Annotated in this window: 24 protein-coding genes and 1 other RNA gene; 5 read left to right on the plus strand and 20 right to left on the minus strand. The window is 72.9% G+C overall.

Annotation, left to right across the window (positions count from 1 at the left end; genetic code table 11):
* Positions 1–4: 4 nt before the first annotated feature.
* Complete coding sequence (hppD, locus tag H5V45_RS05730) at positions 5–1,243, minus strand: 4-hydroxyphenylpyruvate dioxygenase (RefSeq protein WP_221633920.1); 1,239 nt, start codon at positions 1,241–1,243, stop codon at positions 5–7.
* An 80-nt stretch (positions 1,244–1,323) separates the two neighbouring features.
* Between hppD and H5V45_RS05735 the strand changes: the two genes are divergently transcribed.
* Positions 1,324–1,821 carry an Lrp/AsnC family transcriptional regulator gene (locus tag H5V45_RS05735; protein WP_185252044.1) on the plus strand — a complete coding sequence of 166 codons (498 nt, stop codon included), beginning with the start codon at positions 1,324–1,326 and terminating at the stop codon, positions 1,819–1,821.
* Here H5V45_RS05735 and H5V45_RS05740 read toward each other — a convergent pair.
* The 5 genes from H5V45_RS05740 to H5V45_RS05760 are packed head-to-tail and all read right to left on the minus strand — an operon-like array spanning position 1,814 to position 5,684.
* Entirely contained in the window at positions 1,814–2,449 is a 636-nt protein-coding gene (locus tag H5V45_RS05740; RefSeq protein ID WP_185252045.1) for a helix-turn-helix domain-containing protein, read from the minus strand. The two genes, H5V45_RS05735 and H5V45_RS05740, sit on opposite strands and share 8 nt — an antisense overlap.
* A gap of 28 nt (positions 2,450–2,477) precedes the next feature.
* A complete protein-coding gene (locus tag H5V45_RS05745) occupies positions 2,478–4,277 on the minus strand; it encodes a DEAD/DEAH box helicase family protein (protein WP_185252046.1) in 1,800 nt (599 codons plus the stop codon).
* Complete coding sequence (locus H5V45_RS05750) at positions 4,274–4,537, minus strand: DUF3039 domain-containing protein (RefSeq protein ID WP_185252047.1); 264 nt, start codon at positions 4,535–4,537, stop codon at positions 4,274–4,276. Before H5V45_RS05750 ends, H5V45_RS05745 begins: the two co-directional genes overlap by 4 nt.
* A 26-nt stretch (positions 4,538–4,563) precedes the next feature.
* A complete protein-coding gene (locus H5V45_RS05755) occupies positions 4,564–5,121 on the minus strand; it encodes a YqgE/AlgH family protein (RefSeq protein ID WP_185252048.1) in 558 nt (185 codons plus the stop codon).
* 35 nt (positions 5,122–5,156) lie between these two features.
* Positions 5,157–5,684 carry a hypothetical protein gene (locus tag H5V45_RS05760; RefSeq protein WP_185252049.1) on the minus strand — a complete coding sequence of 176 codons (528 nt, stop codon included), beginning with the start codon at positions 5,682–5,684 and terminating at the stop codon, positions 5,157–5,159.
* Between the two features lie 130 nt (positions 5,685–5,814).
* On the opposite strand from H5V45_RS05760, the gene H5V45_RS05765 reads away from it, so the two are divergent.
* Complete coding sequence (locus tag H5V45_RS05765) at positions 5,815–6,504, plus strand: TetR/AcrR family transcriptional regulator (RefSeq protein WP_185252050.1); 690 nt, start codon at positions 5,815–5,817, stop codon at positions 6,502–6,504.
* On the opposite strand, the gene H5V45_RS05770 is transcribed toward H5V45_RS05765, so the two are convergent.
* The 8 genes from H5V45_RS05770 to H5V45_RS05805 all read right to left on the minus strand — a co-directional run bounded on the left by H5V45_RS05770 (position 6,497) and on the right by H5V45_RS05805 (position 15,318).
* Entirely contained in the window at positions 6,497–7,510 is a 1,014-nt protein-coding gene (locus H5V45_RS05770) for a DUF3048 domain-containing protein (RefSeq protein ID WP_185252051.1), read from the minus strand. The two genes, H5V45_RS05765 and H5V45_RS05770, sit on opposite strands and share 8 nt — an antisense overlap.
* 122 nt (positions 7,511–7,632) lie before the next feature.
* Positions 7,633–8,118: a C40 family peptidase gene (locus H5V45_RS05775; protein ID WP_185252052.1), complete on the minus strand. Its 486-nt coding sequence runs from the start codon at positions 8,116–8,118 to the stop codon at positions 7,633–7,635.
* Between the two features lie 142 nt (positions 8,119–8,260).
* Positions 8,261–9,028, minus strand: a complete 768-nt coding sequence (locus H5V45_RS05780) for an SDR family NAD(P)-dependent oxidoreductase (RefSeq protein ID WP_185252053.1) — start codon at positions 9,026–9,028, stop codon at positions 8,261–8,263.
* A gap of 89 nt (positions 9,029–9,117) precedes the next feature.
* On the minus strand, positions 9,118–12,639 hold the full coding sequence (locus tag H5V45_RS05785) for an ATP-binding cassette domain-containing protein (RefSeq protein ID WP_185252054.1): 3,522 nt from the start codon (positions 12,637–12,639) through the stop codon (positions 9,118–9,120).
* Positions 12,640–12,709: 70 nt separating this feature from the next.
* Positions 12,710–13,171, minus strand: a complete 462-nt coding sequence (locus tag H5V45_RS05790) for a hypothetical protein (RefSeq protein ID WP_185252055.1) — start codon at positions 13,169–13,171, stop codon at positions 12,710–12,712.
* Positions 13,172–13,206: 35 nt separating this feature from the next.
* Entirely contained in the window at positions 13,207–13,626 is a 420-nt protein-coding gene (locus tag H5V45_RS05795) for an HIT family protein (RefSeq protein WP_185252056.1), read from the minus strand.
* Entirely contained in the window at positions 13,626–13,874 is a 249-nt protein-coding gene (locus H5V45_RS05800) for a GlsB/YeaQ/YmgE family stress response membrane protein (RefSeq protein ID WP_185252057.1), read from the minus strand. The genes H5V45_RS05795 and H5V45_RS05800 overlap by 1 nt, the downstream gene beginning before the upstream one ends.
* Before the next feature lie 40 nt (positions 13,875–13,914).
* Positions 13,915–15,318, minus strand: a complete 1,404-nt coding sequence (locus H5V45_RS05805) for a M15 family metallopeptidase (protein ID WP_185252058.1) — start codon at positions 15,316–15,318, stop codon at positions 13,915–13,917.
* Positions 15,319–15,528: 210 nt separating this feature from the next.
* Between H5V45_RS05805 and H5V45_RS05810 the strand changes: the two genes are divergently transcribed.
* Positions 15,529–16,200 carry a hypothetical protein gene (locus tag H5V45_RS05810; protein ID WP_185252059.1) on the plus strand — a complete coding sequence of 224 codons (672 nt, stop codon included), beginning with the start codon at positions 15,529–15,531 and terminating at the stop codon, positions 16,198–16,200.
* A gap of 67 nt (positions 16,201–16,267) precedes the next feature.
* On the opposite strand, the gene H5V45_RS05815 is transcribed toward H5V45_RS05810, so the two are convergent.
* Positions 16,268–18,232 (minus strand): clostripain-related cysteine peptidase, encoded by a 1,965-nt coding sequence (locus H5V45_RS05815; protein ID WP_185252060.1) that lies wholly within the window; start codon positions 18,230–18,232, stop codon positions 16,268–16,270.
* Positions 18,233–18,348: 116 nt separating this feature from the next.
* Complete coding sequence (locus H5V45_RS05820; RefSeq protein WP_185252061.1) at positions 18,349–19,062, minus strand: hypothetical protein; 714 nt, start codon at positions 19,060–19,062, stop codon at positions 18,349–18,351.
* A 107-nt stretch (positions 19,063–19,169) separates the two neighbouring features.
* On the opposite strand from H5V45_RS05820, the gene H5V45_RS05825 reads away from it, so the two are divergent.
* The gene (locus tag H5V45_RS05825; RefSeq protein ID WP_185252062.1) at positions 19,170–19,787 is read left to right on the plus strand and encodes an ATP-binding protein; all 618 of its coding nucleotides are present in this window, start codon (positions 19,170–19,172) and stop codon (positions 19,785–19,787) included.
* 70 nt (positions 19,788–19,857) lie between these two features.
* Here H5V45_RS05825 and ssrA read toward each other — a convergent pair.
* Positions 19,858–20,228, minus strand: a transfer-messenger RNA (tmRNA) gene (gene ssrA / locus H5V45_RS05830).
* A gap of 143 nt (positions 20,229–20,371) precedes the next feature.
* Between ssrA and H5V45_RS05835 the strand changes: the two genes are divergently transcribed.
* Entirely contained in the window at positions 20,372–21,865 is a 1,494-nt protein-coding gene (locus tag H5V45_RS05835; RefSeq protein WP_185252063.1) for a hypothetical protein, read from the plus strand.
* A gap of 30 nt (positions 21,866–21,895) precedes the next feature.
* Here H5V45_RS05835 and H5V45_RS05840 read toward each other — a convergent pair whose 3' ends face one another.
* The 3 genes from H5V45_RS05840 to smpB are packed head-to-tail and all read right to left on the minus strand — an operon-like array spanning position 21,896 to position 23,928.
* The gene (locus H5V45_RS05840; protein ID WP_185252064.1) at positions 21,896–22,534 is read right to left on the minus strand and encodes a maleylpyruvate isomerase family mycothiol-dependent enzyme; all 639 of its coding nucleotides are present in this window, start codon (positions 22,532–22,534) and stop codon (positions 21,896–21,898) included.
* On the minus strand, positions 22,531–23,445 hold the full coding sequence (locus H5V45_RS05845; RefSeq protein ID WP_185252065.1) for an amidohydrolase family protein: 915 nt from the start codon (positions 23,443–23,445) through the stop codon (positions 22,531–22,533). Before H5V45_RS05845 ends, H5V45_RS05840 begins: the two co-directional genes overlap by 4 nt.
* A 6-nt stretch (positions 23,446–23,451) precedes the next feature.
* A complete protein-coding gene (gene smpB, locus H5V45_RS05850; RefSeq protein ID WP_185252066.1) occupies positions 23,452–23,928 on the minus strand; it encodes an SsrA-binding protein SmpB in 477 nt (158 codons plus the stop codon).
* Between the last annotated feature and the right edge of the window lie 97 nt (positions 23,929–24,025).

Raw genomic sequence — 24,025 nt, forward strand, 5'->3', positions numbered from 1 at the left:
GGGATCAGAGGTTCCCGCGGGCGTCCTGCTCGCGCTCGATGGCCTCGAAGAGCGCCTTGAAGTTGCCCTTGCCGAAGCCCAGCGAGCCGTGCCGCTCGATCAGCTCGAAGAAGACCGTCGGCCGGTCGCCGAGCGGCTTGGTGAAGATCTGCAGGAGGTAGCCGTCCTCGTCGCGGTCGACGAGGATCGCGCGCTTCTGCAGCTCCTCGATCGGGACCCGGACGTTGCCGATCCGGGCGCGGAGCTCGGGGTCCTCGTAGTACGAGTCCGGGGTGGCGAGGAACTCCACGCCGTTCGCGCGCAGCGCGTCGACCGAGGCGATGATGTCGTTGGTCGCGACGGCGAGGTGCTGGGCGCCGGCGCCGCGGTAGAACTCGAGGTACTCGTCGATCTGCGACTTCTTCTTCGCGATCGCCGGCTCGTTCAGCGGGAACTTCACGCGGTGGTTGCCGTTCGCGACGACCTTGCTCATCAGCGCGGAGTAGTCGGTGGCGATGTCGTCGCCGATGAACTCCGCCATGTTCACGAAGCCCATGACGCGGTTGTAGAACTCGACCCACTCCTCCATGTGACCGAGCTCGACGTTGCCGACGATGTGGTCGAGCGCCTGGAAGAGCCGCTTCGGCTGGCCGTCGCGCTTCTGCCACGAGCTGGTCTTCGTCACGTAGCCGGGCAGGTAGGGGCCGTCGTACCGGCTCCGGTCGACCAGCGTGTGCACGGTCTCGCCGTACGTCGCGATGCTGGCGATCCGCACGGTGCCGTGCTCGTCGGTGACGTCCTCGGGCTCGCGCACGACGCGGGCGCCGGCCCGGCGGGCCTGCGCGATGCAGACGTCGACGTCCGGCACCTCGAGGGCGATGTCGACGACGCCGTCGCCGTGGCGGCGGTGGTGGTCGGCCAGGGTGCTGTCGGGGTCGACGGCGCCGTTGATGACGAACTTGATCGAGCCGGAGCGCAGCACGAAGGACTTGTGGTCGCGGTTGCCGTTCTCCGGACCGGAGTAGGCGACCAGCTCCATGCCCCACGCGGACTGGTAGTAGTGCGCGGTCTGGGTGGCGTTGCCGACGACGAAGACGATCGCGTCCCAGCCGGTGACCGGGAAGACGTCGCCCTGCTGGTCGTACTCCACGAGCCCGACGAGCTGCTGCAGCTGCTCGAGCGTCAGGTCCGCCTTCATCTCGTCGGCGGTGAGCCCGCCGCCGGTGCTGGGCGCGTCGGTCGTGGTGGTGGTCTGCGACGTCATGGCGTCAGCCTGTCGGGGACGCGCAGGGTGTGCAACAGTACGACGAAACCCTGTGCAACCTGTCCAGCATCGGAGCGACCATGGACGATCTCGACGGCAGAGTGATCGAGCTCTTCGCGCACGACCCCCGCATCGGGGTCCTCGAGGCGTCCCGGCGGCTCGGCGTGGCCCGCGGGACGGTCCAGGCGCGGCTCGACAAGCTCGTGAGCGGCGGCGTGATCACCGGCTGGGGCCCGGACCTGTCGCCGGAGGCGCTGGGCTACCCGGTCACGGCGTTCCTCACCCTCGAGATCCGCCAGGACACCACCGAGCACCAGGGCCAGCGCGGCGGCCACGACGCCGTCGGCGCGCACCTCGCGGCCATCCCCGAGGTGATCGAGGCGCACACGATCACCGGCGCCGGCGACATGTGGGCCCGGGTCGTGGCGCGCTCCAACACCGACCTCCAGCGGGTCATCGACCTGGTGCTGGCCAACCCCGCCATCGTCCGCAGCTCCACGGTGATCACGCTGGCCACCCAGGTGCCCCACCGGGTGCTGCCGCTGGCGCGGGTCGCGACCGCGGGCCGCCTCAGCTGAGCCGGGCCGCCACCTGCGCGGCGGCGTCCGCGACCAGCGGGCCGATCGTGTCGACGTCGAACTCCCCCAGCGTCACGATGCCCACGCTCGCCTCGAGCCCGTCGACGCCCGTGACCGGCGCGGCCAGCCCCCGCGCACCGGCCTGCAGCTCACCCGCGGTGACGGCGTACGCCGGGGAGTCGGCCTCGCGGCCGTTGAGGATCGCCTTGCCGGCCGCTCCCTGGCTCAGCGGGTGCCGCGAGCCGACGCGGTAGCTCACGTGGAAGTCGGTCCACGACGGCTCGACGACCGCGAGGGCCAGCGCCTCGTCGCCGTCGGCGACCGTGAGGTGGGCGGTGCAGCCGACCCGCTCGGCCAGCGCGCGGAGCACCGGCACGGCGAGGTCCCGCAGGACCGGCTGCACCGCCGAGGCGAGGTGCAGCACGCCGAGCCCGACGTGCAGCCGCCCGCGGGCGTCCTTGCGGACCAGCGCGTGCTGCTCGAGCGTGCTCACGAGGCGGTAGACGACCGTCCGGTTGACCGCGAGCCGGCCCGCCAGCTCGGTCACCGTCAGCCCGCCCGGCGACGAGGCCAGCACGTCGAGGACGCGGAGACCACGGTCGAGGGTCTGCGAGGTCTCGGCTGGCACGAGCCGAGTGTAGGGCTGGGCCGACCCGTCAGGAGGTCTTCCGGGCAGCCCAGTCCCGCACGCGCACGATGCGCTCGTGCAGCTGCTCGGAGGTGGCCACCGCGGCGGCCGGCCCGCCGCACTCCTTGCGCAGGGCGGCATGGGTGATCCCGTGCGCCTGGCCGGTGCGGTGGTACCACGCGGCGACCAGCCCGTTGAGCTCGCGCCGCAGCACCGCCAGCTGCTCGTGGGTCGAGACCTCGGCGACGCTGTCCGCCTCGGGCGTCGGCGCCGCGGCCTTCTGCTTCTTGGCCCGGTCGCTCTGGCGCTGCTGGAGCAGCTCGCGCATCTGCTGGGGCTCGAGCAGGCCGGGGATGCCGAGGAAGTCCATCTCCTCCTCCGAGCCGACGTGCACCTCGCCGGCGTGGCCGAACTCGCCGCCGTCGAAGAGCACCCGGTCGAAGCGCGCCTCGGAGCCGAGCGCCTCGAACGACTGGTCCAGCTCGTCGGAGCCCGACTCGGTGGCGTTGGCCGCCGCGATCAGGGCGTCCTCGGCGGCGAAGATGTCGCCCTCGTCGGTGATCTTGCGGCCCAGCACGTGGTCACGCTCGACCTCCATCTCGGAGGCGAAGCCCAGCAGCGACGGCACCGACGGCAGGAAGACCGAGGCGGTCTCGCCGCGGGTACGGGCCCGGACGAAGCGGCCGACGGCCTGGGCGAAGAACAGCGGCGTCGCGGTGGTGGTGGCGTAGACGCCGACCGCCAGGCGCGGCACGTCGACGCCCTCGGACACCATCCGGACCGCGACCATCCAGCGCTGGTCGCTGTCGGTGAACGCGGTGATCTTCTTGGATGCGGCCTTCTCGTCGGAGAGCACGACGACCGCGGCCTCGCCGGTGATCGCGCGCAGCGTCTTGGCGTAGGCCCGGGCGGAGTCCTGGTCGGTGGCGATCACCAGGCCCCCGGCGTCGGGCACGTGGCGGCGGACCTCGGTCAGCCGGCTGTCGGCCGCGGCCAGGACCGACGGGATCCACGACCCGGAGGGGTCCAGGGCGGTCCGCAGCGCCTGGGCGGTGAGGTCCTTGGTGAGCGGCTCCCCCAGCCTCGCGACGATCTCGTCGCCGGCGCGGGTCCGCCAGGTCATGTCGCCCGAGTAGGCCATGAAGAGCACCGGCCGGACGACGTGGTCCTCGAGCGCGTGGGCGTAGCCGTAGGTGAAGTCCGCGACCGAGCGCGGCACCCCGTCGTCGCCGGGCGCGTAGGTGACGAACGGGATCGGGTTGATGTCGGAGCGGAACGGCGTGCCGGTCAGGGCCAGGCGCCGGGCCGCCGGCTCGAAGGCCTCGCGGACGCCCTCGCCCCAGGACAGCGCGTCACCGGCGTGGTGCACCTCGTCGAGGATCACCAGCGTCTTGAAGTTCTCGGTGCGGATCCGCATCGCGAGCGGGTTGACCGCCACCCCGGCGTACGTCACGGCGATGCCGACGTAGTCCTTCGACGTCTTGCCCTTGCCGGCGGCGTACGTCGGGTCGATCGGGATCCCGGCACGGGCGGCGGCCTCGGCCCACTGCAGCTTGAGGTGCTCGGTCGGCGCCACGATCGTGACCCGGTCGATCAGCCGGCGTCCGAGCAGCTCGGCCGCGACGGTCAGGGCGAAGGTCGTCTTGCCGGCGCCGGGGGTGGCGACGGCGAGGTAGTCACGCGGGGTGGCGGAGAAGTACTGCTCCATCGCCGCGGTCTGCCACGCGCGCAGCTTGGTCGCCGTGCCCCACGCGGCGCGCTCCGGCCAGGCCGGGGGCAGTGCGGGGGTGAGGCTGAGCTGGGCGTCCGGGTCGGGCCGTCCCGTCACGCGTCGCCATCCCCGTCACCGGGCTGCATGCTCTCCCACATGTCCTTGCAGTCGGGGCACACGGGGAACTTCTCCGGGGCGCGGCTGGGGACCCAGACCTTGCCGCACAGGGCGACCACGGGGGTGCCCATCACCATCGCCTCGGTGAGCTTGTCCTTCTCGACGTAGTGCGAGAAGCGCTCGTGGTCACCCTCGTCGGTCGGGACGGTACGGCGGTCCTCGCGGACGTCCGCCTCTGTCGAGAATCCGATGCTGGTCACGGGCCCCACTCTAGATCAGGTCGAGGTCAGTTGAGGTCCGGGTCGACCGGACGTGTGGAGTGCCACGCCAGCTCCCCGGGCTGCCGGCGGAGCACGTCGCGCCACAGGTCCGTGGGGTCCAGGCGGAAGACGTCGGGGGCCTGGCCGGGGACGACGTACCAGCTGCCCTCCTCGATCTCGCCGTCCAGCTGGGCGGCTCCCCAGCCGGCGTACCCGGCGAAGATCCGCAGCCCCTGGAGGCTCCCGTCGATCAGCTCGACGGGGGTGTCGAGGTCGACCAGGCCGAGCTGGCCCGAGACCTCCCGGAAGCCCACGGGGACGTCGTCGTCGGAGGCCAGCAGGGCCACCGCGAGCGCGCCCTCGGTGCTCACCGGGCCGCCGTGGAAGAGCACCTCCGGCTCGGCGACGACGTCGCTCCAGCCGGCCAGCACCTCGGCGACCGGCACGGCCGAGGGGCGGTTGAGCACCACACCGAGCGCGCCGTTCTCGTCGACGTCGAGCAGCAGCACGACGGTGTCGGCGAAGTTCGGGTCGACGAGCGCCGGTGTCGCCACCAGCAGCATCCCCGCCCGTACGTCGCTCATGGGTCCATCATGACGGACCCGTGAGCGACGCGCGGTCAGGCCGCGAGGGCGGCCCGGATCCGGTCGAGGAAGCCGGAGGCGTGGCGCGGGGCCGGGATCCGGCGGACCGGGCGGTACGACGCGCGGGCGGCGTTCTCGATCTGCTCGCCGACCCGCACGGCCGCGTCGTCGCGCGCGCTGACCTGACCGGCCATCACGGCCAGCAGGATGCGCTCCTTGGCGGCGGCCTTGGCCATCGCGTCGGCCATGGCCGCGTCGAGCGGCTCGGCCCGGTGCCGGTCGATGACGGCGCGGATGCCGGGGAGGTCCTCGGCGGTCAGCTGCCAGGCGGTGACGACCGCCTGCTCGATGTCCAGCGGCTGGTGCATCAGCTCGCGCTCGATGCGGCCGGCCAGGCGGGTGTGCCAGCGCAGGCTGAGCGCGCCGAGCAGCGTCAGCTCGTCCCCGAAGGTCTCGGGCACGCCGTCGACGTCCATCGGCAGGTGACCGTCGAGGCGGGCGTCGGCAGCGGCGATCACGGCGCGGAGGGTCTCCCCGCGGCGGTGGAAGGCAGTCCAGGTCATGGTGTGGCTCCTGTTCGTGATTCACATACCGGAAGTACGTACTCACGGTACGTCGTCATACTGCGAGTATGCAAACGCGCCACGCGTGATCCCGGCCACCCGTACCGCCGGTCGGTCCTACACTCCCGGGATGAGCAAATCCTCGGTGAGCAAGCTGGTCCCCAAGGTGCCCGGCGTGCCGGGGGGCAGCCGGCGTCAGCAGTACTCCGCCTCGACCAAGCGCGCGCTGGTCGACGTGGCCGAGGAGCTGTTCACCGACCACGGGTACGCCGCCACCTCGCTCGACGCGATCGTCGCGGGGGCCCGGGTCACCAAGGGCGCGCTCTACCACCACTTCAGCGGCAAGCAGGCGCTGTTCGAGGCCGTCTTCGAGCGCGTCGAGACCGACGCGGCCAAGCACATCCAGAAGGCCCTACGGGGCAACCGCGACCCCTGGGAGAAGGCCCGGGCCGGCCTGCGGGCGTTCCTCGGCGTCGTGCAGGAGCCGCGCTACCGCCGGATCGTGATCCAGGAGGGCCCGTCGGTCCTCGGCTACGAGCGCTACCGCGAGCAGGAGGAGCGCTCGACCTTCGCCAACGTCGTCGACATCGTCCGGGCCGTGCTCAGCGCCGGCACCTGGGACCTCGACGAGGACATGCTGCAGACCTTCGCCCGGATCTTCTTCGGCGCGATGTCGTCGGCCGGCGAGTCCGTGTCGAGCGCCGAGGACCCGATCGCCGCCGCGCTGCGCGTCGAGACGGCGATCGGGTTCATCCTGGCCGGCTTCCAGGCCCTGGCGGACACGGGCGTGGAGCTGCCGACCGGGGTCCCGCCTACTTGAAGGTGACGTTGCCGTTCGCGGCGGGCACCAGCTCGATCCAGGTGTGCCCGGCGGGCACGTCGAGCTTGCCGGCCGCGGTCGACAGCGTGAGGTTCGAGGTCAGGTCCTTCTTCTCCCAGGTGCCGCGCACGAGGCGGCCGCCGTGGAAGAGCAGGGCCTGGCCCTTGCCGGTGAACTTCGTCTCCGGCACCGGGTTGCCGGCCGGGTCGAGGTAGCCCGCGTCACCGACCTGCACCCGCAGCACCAGCACGGTGTCGGCGGGGAACTCGTCGCCCTTCGCGGCGTAGGTGTTCTCGTTGACGTAGCCGTCGCCCTGGTAGGTCCAGTTCGTCGTGTGGCCGCCCGAGAACGTCGCCGCGATCGTCTTCGCGGGCTGACCCTTGGGGAAGTCCTTCTCGGAGCCCCACGGCAGGTAGTCGTCCGGTCGCGCGTCGTCCTGGTCGATCCCGGCCGCGACGTCGGTGAGGTTCGCGAAGAGGTTGTACGGCGCGCTGCGGCTGCTGTCGCGGTGGAAGCCCTTGGCCCCCTCCTGGAAGAACGGGATGCCGGCGTCCTTGATCCGGGCGATGGTGCGGCCCGCGGCGCCGCTGGTCACGACGGTCGCGTCGGCCGGCGAGACGATGCCGATGTCGCTCGCGCGCATCGAGCGCACGGGGCCGACGTCGCCGGGGATGTCCTGGTAGTAGAACGCCGCGAGGCGGGTCAGCCCACCCTCGACGAGCTCCTCCACGACCATGTCGGCGTGGCTGAGACCGAGCTGCGGGGCGCTCGAGTAGGTGTTGTCCATCTTGGCCACCAGCACGGGGTGGTCCTGCGACGCGCTCGCGTCGCCGCTCACCGGCAGGCCGGTCAGCGGCCAGGTTGAGTCCAGCGTCGAGCCGCCGGCCACCTTCTGGGCGTCGGGGGTCGTGTCGCCGGAGGACGACGAGTCGTCACCGCCGCCGCAACCGGCGAGCAGCAGGGAGGCCGAGACGAGGACGGCGGCAGAGAGGCGGAGGCGGCGCACGGGGGCTCCTGATCGTGTAGTGAAATGCTCGACTTCAAGTGTGCGGCGAGGTTCGCTCGCCCGGGGGGAGGCGCGCCCGAACGGGTGAGCGCACGACCGACGAGTGTGGCAGGCCCGGGGACTCAGCGGCCCCGGAGGGTGCCGGCGAACCAGGACCGGGTCCAGGGCGCGTCGCGGTGGACCCGCTGGCCCGACCCCGGCGCGTGCAGCATCACGGCGTGGCCGTGGCTCCAGCGCAGGAAGATCGCGACGTGGTAGACCCCGCCGCCGTCGTGGAAGTACATGAAGTCACCCGCACGGAGGTGGCTCTTGCGGATGTGGCGGGCGTGGGCCGCCTGGGCCGACGAGGTCCGCGGGACCGAGAGGCCGGCCTTGCGGTAGCTGTAGTAGACGAGGCCCGAGCAGTCGAACCGGCGCGGCCCGGCGGCGCCGTAGGCGTACCGGTCGCCGATCTGGTGCAGCGCGATTGAGCGGGCGTGGTGGATCTTCTCGCGGCGGGTGGCGGCGTCCGCGCCCGGCGCGAGGCCGAGCGTGGTCGCGAGCAGCGCGACGACGATCAGGGGGAGGAGCACGGGCAGGGCGAGGAGGCGCAGTCTCGGGGCAGACATGGGCGGAGACGCTAGGCAGGATCCGTCCGCGAAGTCCAACCCGGAAGCGCCCGCCCAGCGGGGCGACGTGACGCGTCACACGCTCCGGAGGTGGGGCGGCGTGGAGGTCCCGGCCGGGCCGGGCCCCCACGCCGACCCGGGGTCAGCCGAGCTTCGCGCCGCCGTCGACGTACAGCGTCTGGCCGGTGATGTACGACGCCTCGTCGCTGCACAGGAACGCCGCGGCGGCCGCGATGTCCTCCGGGAAGCCGACGCGCTTGACGGGGTTGGCCTCGGCCGCGGCGGCCCGGAAGTCCTCGACGCTCATCTTCACGCGGGCGGCCGTGGCGTCGGTCATCTCGGTGGCGATGAAGCCGGGCGCGATCGCGTTGGCGTTGATGCCGAACGGGCCGAGCTCGATGCCGAGGGTGCGGGTGAAGCCCTGCACGCCCATCTTCGCGGCGGAGTAGTTCGCCTGGCCGCGGTTGCCGAGCGCGGAGACGCTCGAGAGGTTGAGGATCTTGCCGTACTTCTGCGCCACGAAGTGCGCCTGCGCGGCCTTGGTCATCAGGAACGCGCCCTTGAGGTGCACGCCCATGACGAGGTCCCAGTCGTCCTCGGTCATCTTGAAGAGCAGGTTGTCGCGGGTGATGCCGGCGTTGTTGACGAGCACGTGGATGCCGCCGAGCTCCTCCACGACGCGGGCGACCGCGGCCTCGGCCGAGGCGCCGTTGCTGACGTCGGCGCCGATGCCGACGGCCTTCGCACCGCCGGTGACGGGCAGCTTCGCGGCGGCCTCCGCGGCCGCCGACTCGTCGAGGTCGATGATCGCGACCGACGCACCCTCCTCGGCGAAGCGGGTGGCGGTGCCGAACCCGATGCCGCGCGCGGCTCCGGTGACGACGACGACGCGTCCGTCGAAACGACCCATGGTGTGACTCCTTCGGTAGCCGGCGTCGTGCCGGGGCTTGTCGAGACCTGCGCCACGATAGGGCAGCGCCACGCAGCCGTGACCGCGGGTCAGCCGGCCAGGTGCGCCCAGTCGCCCTCGAGCGCGTGCCACGGCCCGTCGGCGGCGACCCGGCCCTCGACCAGGACGACGACCCGGTCCGCCCGGGAGAGCGCGGCGCGCTTGGTGGTCGCGCCGATGACAGTGCTCCCCCGCGCCCGCAGCGACTCCCACAGCTCGACCTCGGTGCTGGCGTCGAGCGCGGACGAGACGTCGTCGGCGACCAGGAGCTCCGCGTCGGCGGCGAGCGCCCGCGCCAGGGCGAGCCGCTGGACCTGGCCGCCGGACAGCCGCACGCCGCGGTGCCCGACCAGCGCGTCGGGACCGCCGGCGTCGTCGACGTCGCGACCGAGCCGGGCGTCGGCGATCGACGACCCGACGGCGCGGTCGTGGTCGAGGCGGATGTTGTCGGAGAAGGTGCCGGACAGGACCCGCGGGACCTGGGCGACGTGGGCCACCCGGCCGGGGCGCAGGAAGGTCTGGGGGTCCTCGACCTCGCGGCCGTTCCACGCCAGGGAGCCGGTGTAGGTGACCAGCCCGGCCAGGGCCGAGAGCAGGCTGGACTTGCCCGAGCCGATCTGGCCGAGCAGCAGCACCAGCTCGCCCCGGCGCACGGTCAGGTCGACCTGCTCCGCCCCCAGGGTGCCGTCGTCGTGCACGGCGCTGAGGCCGCCGAGCCGCAGCTCGCGGAGCGGGTCGGAGGCGGGGACCTCGACGGCCGGCGAGGCGCCCGTGACCAGGTCCAGGCCCGGCGGGAGGTCCATCAGGTCGGTGCCGCCGGCGTACCGCGTGGCCGCGACCTGCCAGGCGCGGGTGCCGGGACGCTCGGTGATGACGGAGCCGGCGACGCGACCGAACCAGTCGAAGCCCGCGACCGAGCCGGCGACGAGCAGCGCGGTGGCGAGCCCCCAGCCGCCGGCGACGTGGACGGCCCAGGTCGCCACGACCGCCGTCTGGACGAGCACGATCGGGACGCCGTCGAGCAGCGCCTGCACCCGGTGCTCGCGCACCGCGGCATCGACGCGGCCGCCGTCCACGCGGCGCAGGTGCGCGTGCACGTCCTCGGTGGCCGCGGCCAGCTTGACGGTGCGCACGGAGTCGAGCGTCGAGACCAGCGAGCGGCCGAAGCGCGCCCGCGCGGCCGACGCGGCGGCGGCCGAACGCCCGGCGACGGGTGAGCCCAGGGTCGAGACCAGCGCGGTCACGCCCATCACCGCGAGCAGGAGCGACCCGGCGAGCAGGCTCCGGCTGACGGCGGTCGTGACCGACACGATCGTGAGCCCGATGAAGACGTCGACCCAGCGGTCGGCGTAGCGGGCGAAGCGGTCGGCGTCCATCGCCCGGGCGACGACCTCACCGGGCGGCGTGGGGTCGAGCCGGTGCTGCGAGGTCTGGCCGAGCAGCACCGACGTGCGGGCGCGGAGCATGACGGCGATCCACCAGCGCGGGTAGCGCGCGATGGCGCCGGCGAGGAAGAGCGGGGCGGCGACGAGTGAGGCCGTCAGGCCGCCGAGCAGCAGCCAGGGGGTCCGGCCCTCCTGCAGCTGGACCACGAGGTTGCCCCAGAGCCAGCCGGTGACGGCGCCGTACGAGCCGACCAGCGTGGCGGCCAGGAAGAGCAGCACGCTGACCATCCCCCAGCGCGGGTGGATCCACAGCGCGTGCCAGATGCCGCGGGCCAGGCCGGGGCCGGGCGGCACCTCGATCGGCGGCGGCGGGGTCCCGGCACGGCGGGCGGTGCCGACGACCGTGCTGTCGTCCGTGGTCGCCGGAGCGACCGCCTCGGGCGGCACGTCGACCTCGTCGGAGGCCAGCAGCAGCTCGCGGAAGCGGCCCGGGACCGAGGCCAGCTCGGCCCGGGGCCCGTGCTGGACGAGCCGGCCCCCCTCGAGCACCGCGACGTGGTCGGCACGGGCGGTCGTCGTGAGCCGGTGGGCCACGAGCAGCCCGGTGCGGCCGACGAGGAGGCGCTGGGAGGCGGCGACCACGCGCGCCTCGGTGACCGGGTCCATCCGGGCCGTGGCCTCGTCGAGGATCACCAGCCGGACGTCGCGCACGAGCAGCCGGGCGAAGGCGACGAGCTGCTCCTCCCCCGCGGACAGCGTGGTGCCGCTCGGCCCGAGCAGCGTGTCGAGGCCCTCGGGCAGGCTCTCGACCCAGTCGGTGATGCCGAGCTCGTCGACCGCGGCGCGGATCCGCTCGCGGGGCAGGTCGGCGAACAGGGCGATGTTCTCGGCGAGGGTGCCGGCCAGGATCTCGGTGCGCTGGGTGACCACGCCCACCGCGGAGCGCAGCCGGGCGAGGTCGAGCTCGCGGACGTCGCGGCCCCCGAGCAGCACGGTGCCGGGCTCGGGCTCGACCGCGCGGGAGACCAGCGAGGCGAGCGTGGACTTGCCGGACCCGCTGCGGCCGACGAGCGCGCAGGTGGTGCCGGCCGGCACGAGCAGGTCGATGTCGCGGAGCGCGAAGGAGCCCTCCTCGTAGACGAACCGGAGGCCGCGCATCTCGAGGCCGAGCGCGCCGTCGGGGAGGGCGGCGCCACCGACCGGCTCGGGCTCGGTGTCGAGCAGCCCGCGCAGCCGCACCAGGGCGCCGACCCCGGCCTGCAGGTCGGGGATGTGGCGGGCCACCTGGTCGATCTGGCCGACGAAGGTCGTCGTGACGAGGAAGAGCGTGACGAAGGAGGCGGTCGACTCGTGGCCCCCGGTCACGAGGAAGACGCCGATGATCGCGACGGCGGCGAGGACGGCGTGGAGCAGCACCCCGGTGCGCCGGCTGATCCGGCTCTCGAGGCCGACCACCACGTGGAAGCGCTCGTGCACGCTGGCGGACAGCTCGGCGCAGCGGCGGACGAGGTAGGACTGGCCGAGGCTGGTGCGCAGGTCGTCGCGCGCCGCGACGCCCTCCTCCATGGCGGCGGCGTGGTCGGTCCAGGCCATCTCCTCGACGACCTTGCGCTCCGCGAGCTCGCCGAGCAGCGGCCGGATGGCGACGTACACGCCGCCGGCGGCGACGGGGAACAGCAGGAAGGCGGGCCACCAGGTCAGGCCGGCGACGACGAGCAACGGCCCGGCACCGAGCCCGAGGCGGATGACCATCCAGGCGTTCTGCCGCAGCAGGGCGCCGATCTCGTGGGTGTCGTCGTCGACCCGGTCGAGCACCTCGCCCACGGCCTGCTCGCTCAGCGCGGCCAGCGGCTGGTGCATGACCGCGTCGAGGAGGTCCGAGCGCAGCACGCCCTCGGCCCGGTCGACGCCGATCGTCCAGATCGTGCGGCCGAGGGTGTCCAGGGTCGCGGCGCCGACGATGCACAGCGCGAGCAGGCCGACCAGCGCGGCCGTCGGGTCGTCGGCCAGCCGGCCGGCCACGACGGCGCCGAGGGCGGTGCCGAGACCCGCCAGCGCGGCGGAGGTCAGCGCGAACGCGGCACCCGGGCTGCGGAGCCGCCGGGCGCCCAGCTCGCGCGAGGCCGCCCGGGGACCGGTCGTGGTCGTCGGGGCGGCATCGGCTCTGACCTGCGTCACGGTGACCACGGGTCCACGCTAGGCGTCGGCGGGGACAGTGCGCCTCCCATTAACGGCGGGGACGAGCCGACGGCGGGCCTCAGACCGAGGCGCCCGGCGACTCCGTGGGCTGGTCGTCGGGGGCGACGCACTGACCGAGGGTGATCGCCTTGTACCTCGCGAAGTCGGGCGAGCTCTCGCTGGCCTCGAGGTAGTCCTCCGGCGGGAGCTGGGCATACCACGTCACCGCCTCCAGGAGGTCGTCCGCCTCGGCCGAGCCGTCCAGCTGGTCCTCGGCGAGCGGCACGGCCTCGACGAAGTGCGCGACGGTCTCCTCGTAGTCCCCGGCGTTGAAGGCGTCGATGCCGGCCCGCACGGCGGCGCAGGCCGGGGTGGCGGCCGGGTTCGCGGCACCCGGGGACGGGGATCCGGACGGGGAGCCCGATGGCGACCCGGAGGGCGACGCGGACGAGCCCGGGGCCGCGTCGGGCGTGGCGTCCCCGGTGCTGCACCCGGACGCGAGCACGAGCAGCAGCAGCAGCGCGGCGACCGTCGACCTCATGCCCCCGAGGCTAGGCGACGGCCGGTGGCGCCGGCTCAGGTCAGGGCGGCGCGCAGGGTGGCGGCGTACGACGCGCGCTCGCCGTCGGCGTACTTCGTGCGCGGCCAGAAGAAGCCGCGCAGGCCGTCGCCCTTCGTGCGCGGCACGACGTGCAGGTGCAGGTGCGGGACGGACTGGCTCACCGTGTTGTTGATCGCGACGAAGGAGCCCTGGGCACCGAGCCCGTCGACGACGGCCCGGGCGAGGCGCTGGGAGGCCTCGAGGAAGCCGTCGCGCAGCTCGGCCGGCAGGTCGGGCAGCGTGTCGACGTGCTCGCGCGGGACCAGCAGGACGTGGCCCTTGAAGACCGGCCGCTGGTCCAGGAAGGCGACGTACGACGGCTCGTCGAGCACCAGGTCGGCGGGGACCTCCCCGGCGACGATCGCGCAGAAGACGCAGCCGGTCGCGGGGGCCATCAGGCGCGCCCGGCCCGACCCTCGACGAGCCCCAGCAGCACCATCGGGACGAGGCAGGCACCGGTGAACGCCCAGCGGTTGAGGTCCGTGACCGGGTCGCTGATCAGCAGGTTGATGCCCGCGCCGCCGATCGCGGCCCCGACCATCCCGACCGCGAGGGTCGTGAGCAGGGACGGCGCGTCCGGGCCGTGACGGAGCACCCGGGCGAGCACGCCGACGATCACACCGGCGACGAGGAACGCGAGCATGCGCCGAGGCTAGCGGGCACGGAGCCGGTCGACCGGCAGGTCACTCGCAGACCTCGCTCTCGCAGCCCGTCGGGCGGGCCAGGAAGCGGCCGTTGCCGGCCACGGCGTCGAAGTGCTGGGTGTCGCCCAGGCCGTAGGTCCAGCGCAGGCCGTGGCGCGCCATGATCGCGACCACCCGGTGCGAGCGCGAGCGCCACGCGACGCGCGGGTGCTCGTGCGGCTGCCACCAGGTGTTGGGCACGGTGCCGCGGGCGGAGCGGTAGGGGTTCTCCCAGGTGTTCAGGTCGAGCGCGCGGCCGTAGCTGTGGGGCGAGCGCACGCCGGGGCTGTTCACGACGTCGCGGCAGTTGAAGACCGAGGTGTTGCCGGCCGCCATCGAGCGGTAGTCGTTGGCGCCGCCGAGCCGGGCGGACCAGCCGAAGCGGTCGGCGCGGTACATCGACCGGATGGGCAGCTGGGCGTTGTACATCTCGGCGAGCGCGCCGGCGATCCGGCCCGCGGCGTCGGCGTTCGCGACGAACTCGCCGCGGCGGCGGTAGCCGCTGTAGTCCCAGTAGTTGATGCGCACGTAGCGCAGCGAGGCCCGGCCCACCGGGCAGCCCTGGTGCCAGGTGCGGCCGGTCATCTGGCTCCACACGCCGTTCGGGACGCGGCGCACCACGATGTTCGGGCCGTCCCCCACGGCGTGCGGCTGGACGGGGACGCGGACCCGCGGTCGCGGTGCTCCGCGCGGCAGCACGACCCGCTCCCCCGGCGGCAGGTTGTCGACGGCGTGCGCGGGGCTGCGGTCGGAGGTGACCCACGACAGCCGGTCGACCCGGGCCTGCCAGCGGGTGTCGCTGCGCGGACGGGAGGTGTACGTCGCCCGGCCGTCGTCCCCGGTCACGACCGAGCCCACCTTGCGCCACGCGCCGCCGGCGACCTTGCGGTAGATCCGGACCCGGCCCGCGACCGGGTCGCCCCCGGCGGTCCGCCAGCGCACGTCCAGGCTCAGCTGCTGCTCGTCGACGACGGTGCTCGGCCCCCCGATCCGGAGCACGCTCGTGCGTCGCTCGAGCGCGACCGCCACCGGACCGGCCGTCGAGCCCGTGTGCAGCTCGTCGCCGGCGTACGTCGCACGGAAGGTGTTGTCGGCCGTCGTCCGGCTGAGCGTGACCGGGAGCTCGGCGTGCCCCGCGTCGTCGGTCGTGACGCTGGCGAGCGAGACCCACGCGCCCGCGCTGCGCCGCTCCACCAGGACCGAGGCCGCGGCGACGGGCGCGCCGTCGGCCTGCAGGAGGTCGAGCGTCAGGGGCGTGTCGGTGTCGGCGTACGCCGGGGAGCCGGCCAGCGCCAGCGTCGTGCCGACGGGCTCCGCCGCCCGGGCGGGACCGACCAGTCCGGCCGCGAGGCCGACGGCGAGGAGGAGTGCGAGCGCATGACGTCCGAGAGGCCCGAGGTGCATGGCGGCATTCTGCCTCGCGCCCCCACGCGGATCGGGCACCGCACGCGGAGCGGCCGGCGATACGGAGCGACCCGCCATCCGGATGGGTGCGCGGGAGCAACGGGTGCGGAGACCGTCGTCACACGCCTCGCACCCATCCGGATCAGCGGTGCCGTCGAACCACTCGTGTCAGAAACACCACCGCCGAAAACAGAAGGATGTGTCGCGATCATGCGCACCTCGAACACCTCCAAGCGCACGCTGGCCTCCATCGCTGGTCTCGCGCTCCTCGCCGTCCCGCTCGCCGCCTGCAGCTCCGACAACGGCTCGTCGAACAGCTCCAGCGCGTCGCAGTCGGCCCCCAAGCCCGTCGCCTCGCTCGACGACCTGAGCAAGGGCAAGACGACCGCCATCAAGCTCGACGCCGGCTTTGTCAACGCCCTGAAGACGCTCAAGCTCACGCCCGGCGTCGTCGGCACCGCGAAGCTGACCGCCGGCTCGCTGGTCTTCCCGATCACCGGCGGCAACGTCACGATCTTCAAGCCCGGCAAGGTCTCGCCGTACGTCATCGGCCAGGTCCAGCACGAGGGCTCCGGCCTCTCGCTGACCGCCGGCGGCACCAAGGTCGAGCTGACCAACTTCAACGTCGACCCGGGCGTCTCGCGCGTCTACGGCGACGTGACCGTCAACGGCAAGGTCGCCGCGACCAGCGCCTACCTCTTCAAGCTGGACGGCCGCACGCTCAAGCCGCTCTCGATGAAGGGCACCGACGCGGTGCTCCAGGGCACCAAGGTCGAGATCTCCGACGTGGCCGCGCCGCTCCTGAACCAGACGTTCAAGACCGACGCCGTGAAGCCCGGCCTGCTGGTCGGCATCGCGACGATCACCGTCGCCACGAAGTGACCCCCAGACCCCTTCCGTTGGGGTGATGCGGACGCCCGGAGCCTGCTGGCTCCGGGCGTTCGTCACGTCAGGGGACGTCGACCAGCGTGCTCAGCGTGCTGGTGTTGCCGCCGTAGTCGACCAGCGCGAGGTCGGCCTGGATGGTCGTGCCGGAGTCGAGCGGCACGAACTCGTAGGTCAGGTTCGCCACGTCGGCGTAGAGACCGACGTCCGTGGTGGGCTCCCACACCTGCTCGCCGTTCCCCGAGATCGTGAGCACGTCGGGCACGAGGATGCCCTCCGGATCGGGCGGCAGCTCGCCGTACCCGCCCGACTCCTCGTCGTAGAGGTAGAGCGTCTCGCTGTCGAACTTCCCGGAGTCGATGTCCAGCACCAGCGACAGCAGGGCGTCGCGCGGGTCCTCGCCGTCCGGGTCGGTCGAGGCGTAGTACGTCATCGGGACGTCGAAGAACGCCGTCCCGAGGTCGTCGCTGAGGTCGAGGTCGACATAGGCGTACGCCGAGTCCTCGCCGTCGGTGATCTGGAGGAACGTCAGGTCGTAGGTGCCGACCGCGTCGGCGCTGGCGCCGTTGTCGGAGAAGTCCGCGATCTCCTCGCCGAGGTAGGTGATCGAGTCGTCGTCGTTGACCAGCGCGTAGCTGATCGTCGCCTCGGTGATGTTGTCGAGCGAGGCCGGGTCGAACGTGCCCGTCAGCGTGATGCCGCCGTCGTCGTCGAAGGTGACGTCGGGGCCGGCGGCCGGGTCGGTGAAGGCGGGCAGCTCGGCCTTCGGGATCTGGTCGCCCGCCGTGTAGTAGGCGTCGAGGAAGCCGGCCCACGGGCCCGCGCTGGACACGTCCAGGTAGGCGCCGTCCGCGAGGTCCCGCACCGGGGGCAGGTAGATCGACAGGCCGGTCGCGCCGTCGGTGCCGACGCCGTCGACGTTGTCGAGCACCGCGGCGTCGAGCGCGCTGACGACCGCGTCGGCCTGGTCGGTCACCGCCGGCGCGGACGCGCCGATCGCCCCGGCCAGCAGGCCGAGGTCGCTGAGGTGCTTGTCCTGGGACTCGTCGGGGCTCTTGCCGAAGGCCAGCGTCGTGGCCTCGGACTGGCCGACGGCCGGCGCGACGGTGCTGGAGTCCTCGGCCAGCGCGGCGGCGAAGTCGGAGACCGCGTCGTCGACCGCCCCCATCTTGGTGAGGTCGATCAGCGCGAGCGTGATCTGGTCCTGGGTGCCCTGCTCCTGGGCCTGGCCCTCGAAGCCGTCGATGATCGCGCTGCCGAGCTCGTCGGCCGTGGCCGCCGGGTCGTCGGCCAGCACCTGCAGCGAGCCGTAGTTCCAGCCGTGCCCGGGCTCGAGCTCCTGCGAGGCGACCAGGCGGTCCGCCAGCGGGGCGACCGCGCTGGCCACCTCGTAGTTCGCCATCAGGCAGGCGTCGAAGCCGAGCAGGTCGAGCTTGTCGACGCCGGCCTGCTCGAGGCCGCTCGAGATGGCGTCGGTGAGCTCGGCCAGGTCGAGCACGTCGTAGTCGCTGCCCTCGTCGGGACCGATGCCGGGCCACGAGGCGCCGTGGTCGGAGATGATCAGCGCGTAGTGGCCGGCCCGGTGCGCCTCGATGCCGTCCGCGATGAACGACGCGAGCAGCTCCGGGTCCGCCGAGTCCACGTCGCCCAGGTCCTCGACGACCTCGGTCGCCCCCGCGGCGCCGAGGTCGAGCACCCGGCCGCCGACCCAGGCGCCCTGGTCGAGCAGCTCGTCGTCGCCGTACTCCACGGAGCGGTCCATGAACTCGCGGACCTGCAGGTTGTCGTTGGAGCCGACCGACCCGAGCTCGTTGACGTCCGCGACCATGAACGGCTCGAGGTTCGTGTCGGCCATCGAGTAGTGCAGCACCGTCCAGCCGTCACCCTCGCGGCCGGTGTGCTCGGCCGCCGTCGAGCCCTTCGCGTCGGGCTTCTTCTCCTCGGTGTCGCCGCCGCTGCAGGCGGCGGTCAGGAAGAGGACCGCCGCTGCCGCGGCGACCAGGCGGGGTCGGGTCAGCGTCGAGGTCATCCTCGGACGGTAGTGACGCTCGCTCCCCCGCGTTCGGCGAACGAGGAGGAGCGGGGCGATGGGCTAGGCCGGTCGCTCCTCCTGCCGGTCCGTACTGCCCGGTCACGTCTGCCCGGTCACTTCTGGTGGTACTCGTGCTCCTCGTTCGCGTCGTAGTCGTAGCAGGTGTCACCGGCGATGTCGCTCGGCACGGTGTACTGCTTCAGCACCTTGCACTCCCAGGAGTCCTGGGTGCCCGCGATCTCCTTCCAGCTGCCGTCGACGACCGCCCACAGGGCCGCATATCCCCCGCACTCGTTGACGCCGCCGACCGCGTAGCCGTCGGTGCGCACGGCATCCACCGTGATGCCCTTCGCGGCGGCGTCGCAGCTCTCGCTGTCGGTGATCTTCTCGGCGGTGTCGCCGACGAAGCGCTTGAACGCCGCCGGCGCGCCGGTCAGCCGCCGCGCCTGGGCCCGGGTGTGCACGGTGACGCCGGGCGACTCGCCCCCGGCGTACGAGATCAGGCGGGGCTTCTCCGCCGGCGCGGCCGTCGGGGTCGGGGCGGGCGGCGCCGACGCGGACGGGCTCGCCTCGGACGTGGCGGCCGAGGGGCTGGGTGACGGGCTGGGTGACGTGCTGCTGGTGGCCGAGGAGGCGCTGGGCGACGCGCCGTCCGTGGCCGCCGACGGGCTGGGCGACGGGCTGCTCGACGCGGCCGAGGTGGCGTCGGTCGGGTCCTGGGCCGGCGCGGCGGCGTTGCTGCCGCTGCTGCAGGCGGCGAGGGCGGCGAGCGCGGTGGCGCCGACGGCGAGGCGGAGGGTCGGGTGCGTGGTTCCGAGAGTGGTCATGCCCCAGAAGACGCAGGCGGGGCGGGGTTTGTTGCGGGTGGGGCGCGACTCGCTGTCCGGCCGTGTCACGATCGTGCCCGGACGCAGCACGGCCCGACAGGAGGGCGATGACCCGCTGGCGCAACACCACCCACGACTGGGCGGCCGTCACGGACGTCGAGCACCTCGCGACCATCCGCGAGCGAGCTGATCACTACGCGCCCGGCGGCGCCCTGCATCTCGTCCTGGAGGTGGTGGCGTACGCCGCCGACGAGGCGGCCGACGCCGGCGCCGGGCGCTGCCGGGTCGCACTGCAGTCCGACGGATCGGTGTGCGTCAGCGACGACGGTCGCGGCACGGACACCCGACGCTCCGAGGCGGGCGTGACGATCAAGAAGCCGGTGATGTCGACGCGGGACCTCCGGTTCTTCGACGCCCCGTCGCCGCCCGACCTGGCCGACGGTCACCCACGTCGAGGGATCTCGGTCGTGGCCGCCCTCAGCACGTGGCTGGTCCACACGAACCGCCGGCGCGACGGGTCGTGGACCCAGCGCTACGAGCGGGGCGTCCCCGTCACCGACCTCGTGCCCGTCGAGGACGACGGCAGCACCGGCACCACGGTCGAGTTCCTGCCGGACCTCGCCGTTCTGATCTCCGACCCGGCGCTGCGCGAGCGGCTCGAGGTGCTGGCGTGGCCTCCTCCGCTCGTAGTGGACGTCACCGGCGACGGGCCTCTCGCCACGTAGGACACTCCCCCGGACGCACGACAGCCGCCCCGACGAGGTCGGGGCGGCTGGCGTTCAAGAGGTGATCGTGTGGTGGAGCTGGCGGGAATCGAACCCGCGTCCTCGAGCGTCGAACCAGGTCTTCTCCGGGTGCAGTTCGCGATGTCGCTTTTCTCGGCCCCGGAGCTCGCACGAACACGTCTCCGACAGGCCCAGTCAGGAAAAAGTCCCGCTCAACCCTCCTGACAGGAGTTGAACAGCAAGTCTCCTAGATGACGCCAGGGTCCGGGACGGAGACGGATGCCCGGTCTGACGCTTCGATCACTGCTCAGGCAGCGAGAGCGAAGGAACTGCGCTTAGCGTTGGCAGTTATAGGTTTCCAGCGATCGTTTACGAGATGACGCTGGCTTCTCGACCCGCTTCTCCTGGAACTAACGTCCCAAGTCGAAACCGATCAGCCCCTCTTGAGTTGTCAACGACGGTTGCCCGCCGCTCATCAGTCTACGCGTACGGCGGTGGTGGGCTCGACCGCCTTTCGCAGGGACCGACCGAGATCGCAGTTCGCGGCCGCTTGTCATCGAACATGTGTTCGGTTATCATGTGGTATGGCCATCGATCTCGTCACCGAGCTCGACCCCGGGCAGACGTTGCGGGGTCTGGAGCTGATGGTGGTGCGCCGCCGGGCGGTCGAGGTCGACGAGCTGATGCTGGTGGCGCGGTGGTGCGAGCTGCAGTCCACCGACCCGCGTGACGACCCGCGGCCGCACCCGGAGCGGCCGTTGCCGCCCGGCTCGGACCGGCTGGTCCGGTTGGGTGGGGTCGGGACACCCTCGGTGCGGGAGCTGACCCTGGCCGAGCTGGGGATCGCCCGGGGTGTGCACGTGTTGTCCGCCCGTGCGGTCGCGGCCGACGTGCTGGACCTGCGGTTCCGGCTCCCTCGGGTATGGGAGGTGTTCCTCGGCGGTGGGTGTGACGCGTGGGTGGCCCGGAAGGTCGCATCGATGTCCCGAAAGCTGTCGCCCGAGGGTGCGGCGTTGGTGGATGCCGCGATCGCACCGGTGATCGGGTCCGAAGCGCCCGGCCGGGTGCTGACGATCGCGGAGGCCAAGGTCGTCGAGGCCGACGTCGCCGCCCACGAGGAAGCCGTCACCGCGGAGAAGCGCCGTCGGTACGTCTCCCTGACCCGCACCGACGAGCACGGCCTGCGGACCGTGATCGCCCGCATCGGGGCCGGGGACGCCGCCTACGTCGACGCCGTCGTGACCCGGGTCGCCGACATCCTCGCCACCCGCCCCGAGCACACCGACACCACCCGCGACGTCCTCCGCGCACTCGCGTTCGGGTGGCTCGCCCGCCCCGCCGAGCTGCTCACCCTCCTCCTCGAGCACACCGACGCCCCCGCCGAAGATCCAGCCGAGCCAGAGGAGCCCGCAGATCCCGAAGAGGACCCGGGAGTGCCGGCGCGGGCGCTGGCGTTCCCTGCGGACCTCCTGCCTGCCCTGCGGGCCGTGGACCCGAAGCAGCTCCGCCCGAAGACGGTGCTCTACGTCCACCTCCACGAGGCCGCCCTCACCGGCACCCCCGCCGTGGCCCGGGTCGAGGGCATCGGCCCCCACACCCTGACCCAGGTCAAGGACCTCCTCACCGACACGGACGTGGTCGTGAAGCCCGTCATCGACCTGACCGACCGGGTCAGCGTCAACTGCTACGAGCACCCCACCCGGATCGCGGAACGCGTCCACCTCGAGCAGCCCGGGGACACCTTCCCCCACGCCCGGACCATCAGCCGGAACCTCGACCTCGACCACCGCCGCGCCTACCGAGCCCAAGGACCACCCGGCCAGACCGGGCTCGACACCTCACAACCCCTCGGCCGCACCGCCCACCGGGCCAAGACCCACCTCGGCTACCAGGTCACCCCCGTCCCCGGCGGCGGCACCCTGTGGCGCACGCCGCACGGACTCGTCCGAGTCACCGACCGGCGGGGCACCCACTGGATCACGGCGTCGGACGCCGCCGCACTCACTGGACCCGACCCGCTGCAGCGCGTCCTCGTGCAGCTGATGATCGAGCACCGGGTGCGTCCGCTCCCCCACTGAGTCGCGCGACCCCGGCCCTCGGGCTCCGGGCTAGGCCGTCGCCCACGCCCGCAGCGTCTCGGCACCGGGGCCCGCGAGGTCGCCGAGCCGTGGCGTGCGGCGCATCAGGGCCAGGCCGAGGGCTGCGCCGGGACCCTCCACGACCGGCCCGTCCCCGTGCGACCAGTCGAGGTCGGTGGCGACGTACCGCAGCGCGGGCGCGGCCCGGGGCAGGAAGCCGACCCGGGCCCGCCACGACAGCAGGAAGTCGAGCGTGGGCCGCCAGCGCTCGGCGGGACGGTGGTCGGTGAGACCGAGCGGGATGACGATGTCCTGCACGTGCACGAGCGCGTCGGTGTAGGGACCGAGCACGCCCACGACCGGCGGCGCGGTGCGCGCGGCGGCGTGCTCACGGAGCAGGGCCACCAGCGTCTCCGGCGGGTGCACGGCGCGGCGCGAGGCCATCTCCACCGACACCCGGTCGAGGTCGGCGCGCGTGCGGACCAGGGTCGTGACCATCTCCCGGGTCGAGAACGTCGCCGGCGTGAGCAGGTGGGCCGCCATGCCCTGCACGTCCCACGCGGGGCACAGGGTCTGCACCCGCCACTGGGCCGGGGTCAGCCCCTCGAGCAGGTCGGCGATCCCCCGCCGCTCCTCGGCCAGGGCCTCCCACAGGTCCACGGCGCTCACGCCCGCTCGGCACCGAACAGCGCGACGCCGTTGTGCCAGCACACGTCGCGCAGCCAGTCGTCGCCGAGGCCCAGCCGCTCGAGGCCCTCGAGCTGGTGGGCGTAGGGGTACGGGATCGTCGGGAAGTCGGTGCCGAGCAGCACCTTCGGCTGCAGGTCGAGCAGGCGCGGGACCAGGTCGGGCGGGTACGGCGCGGCCTCGTCGAAGAAGTCGGTGAACATCATCGTGGTGTCCAGCCGGACGCGTTCGTACGTCGCGGCGAGCTCGTGGAACTCGGCGTACTCCGGCGCCCCCATGTGCGCGACCACGACGGCCAGCCGCGGGAAGCGGGCGAGCACGTGGCGCAGCGGGTCGGGGCCGGTGAACTCGTTGCCGACCGGCCCGGAGCCGGCGTGGATCACGATCGGCGTGCCCGCGTCCTCGAGGATGCCCCAGACCGGGTCCAGCAGCGGGTCGTGGAGGTGGAACTCCCCCACCTGCACGTGCACCTTGAAGACCTCGACCCCCGCCGCGACCAGCTCGGCGACGTACGACGGCGCCTCGGGCTCCGGGTAGAACGTGGCCGACCACAGCGACTCCGGGACGTCGCCCGCGAAGCCACGGGCCCAGTCGTTGAGGTAGCTCGCGATGCCCGGCCGGTGCGCGTAGGGCAGCGCCGAGAAGCGGCGCACCCCCATCGCGCGGAGCAGCTCGACCCGCTCCTCGTGGCTGCCGCGGTAGCGGATCGGCCACTCCCGGCCGATCTTCGGGCCGGCGTTGTCGAACTGCTCGTAGACGCGGCGCTGGATGTTCGGCGGCAGGAAGTGCACGTGCGCGTCGAACAGCCCGGGCAGGCCGAGGCCCTCCCAGAACGCGCGGACCGGCGCGACGTCGGGGTTTCGAGACGGTTGCTGCGCAACCTCCTCAACCACCGGTGGTCAATCCATGCCCTTGAGCCGGCGACCGACCGCCTGCTCGGTCTCGCGGTTGGCCTGCCGCTCGGCCAGGGCGGCCCGCTTGTCCCACGACTTCTTGCCCTTGGCGAGCGCGATCTCGATCTTGGCGCGACCGTCGACGAAGTACATCGCCAGCGGGACGATCGTCAGGCCCTTCTCGTTCACCCGGCGCTCGATCTTGTCGATCTCCACGCGGTTGAGCAGCAGCTTGCGCTTGCGCCGGGCGGCGTGGTTGGTCCAGGTGCCCTGGGAGTACTCCGGGATGTGCACGTTGTGCAGCCAGGCCTCGTGGCCGTCGATGTCCACAAAGCCGTCGACCAGCGAGGCGCGCCCCATCCGCAGCGACTTCACCTCGGTCCCCACGAGCACCATGCCGGCCTCGTAGGTGTCCTCGATGTGGTAGTCGTGCCGCGCCTTCTTGTTCTGCGCGACGAGCTTGCGCCCCTGTTCCTTCGGCATCCCACCAGTCTCTCAGAGCGGGCAACGTGGTTTCGAGACGGTCGCTGCGCGACCTCCTCAACCACCGGGCGAGACGGTCGCTGCGCGACCTCCTCAA

Origin of the sequence: Nocardioides luti, assembly GCF_014212315.1 — a bacterium.
Classification (GTDB): domain Bacteria; phylum Actinomycetota; class Actinomycetes; order Propionibacteriales; family Nocardioidaceae; genus Nocardioides; species Nocardioides luti.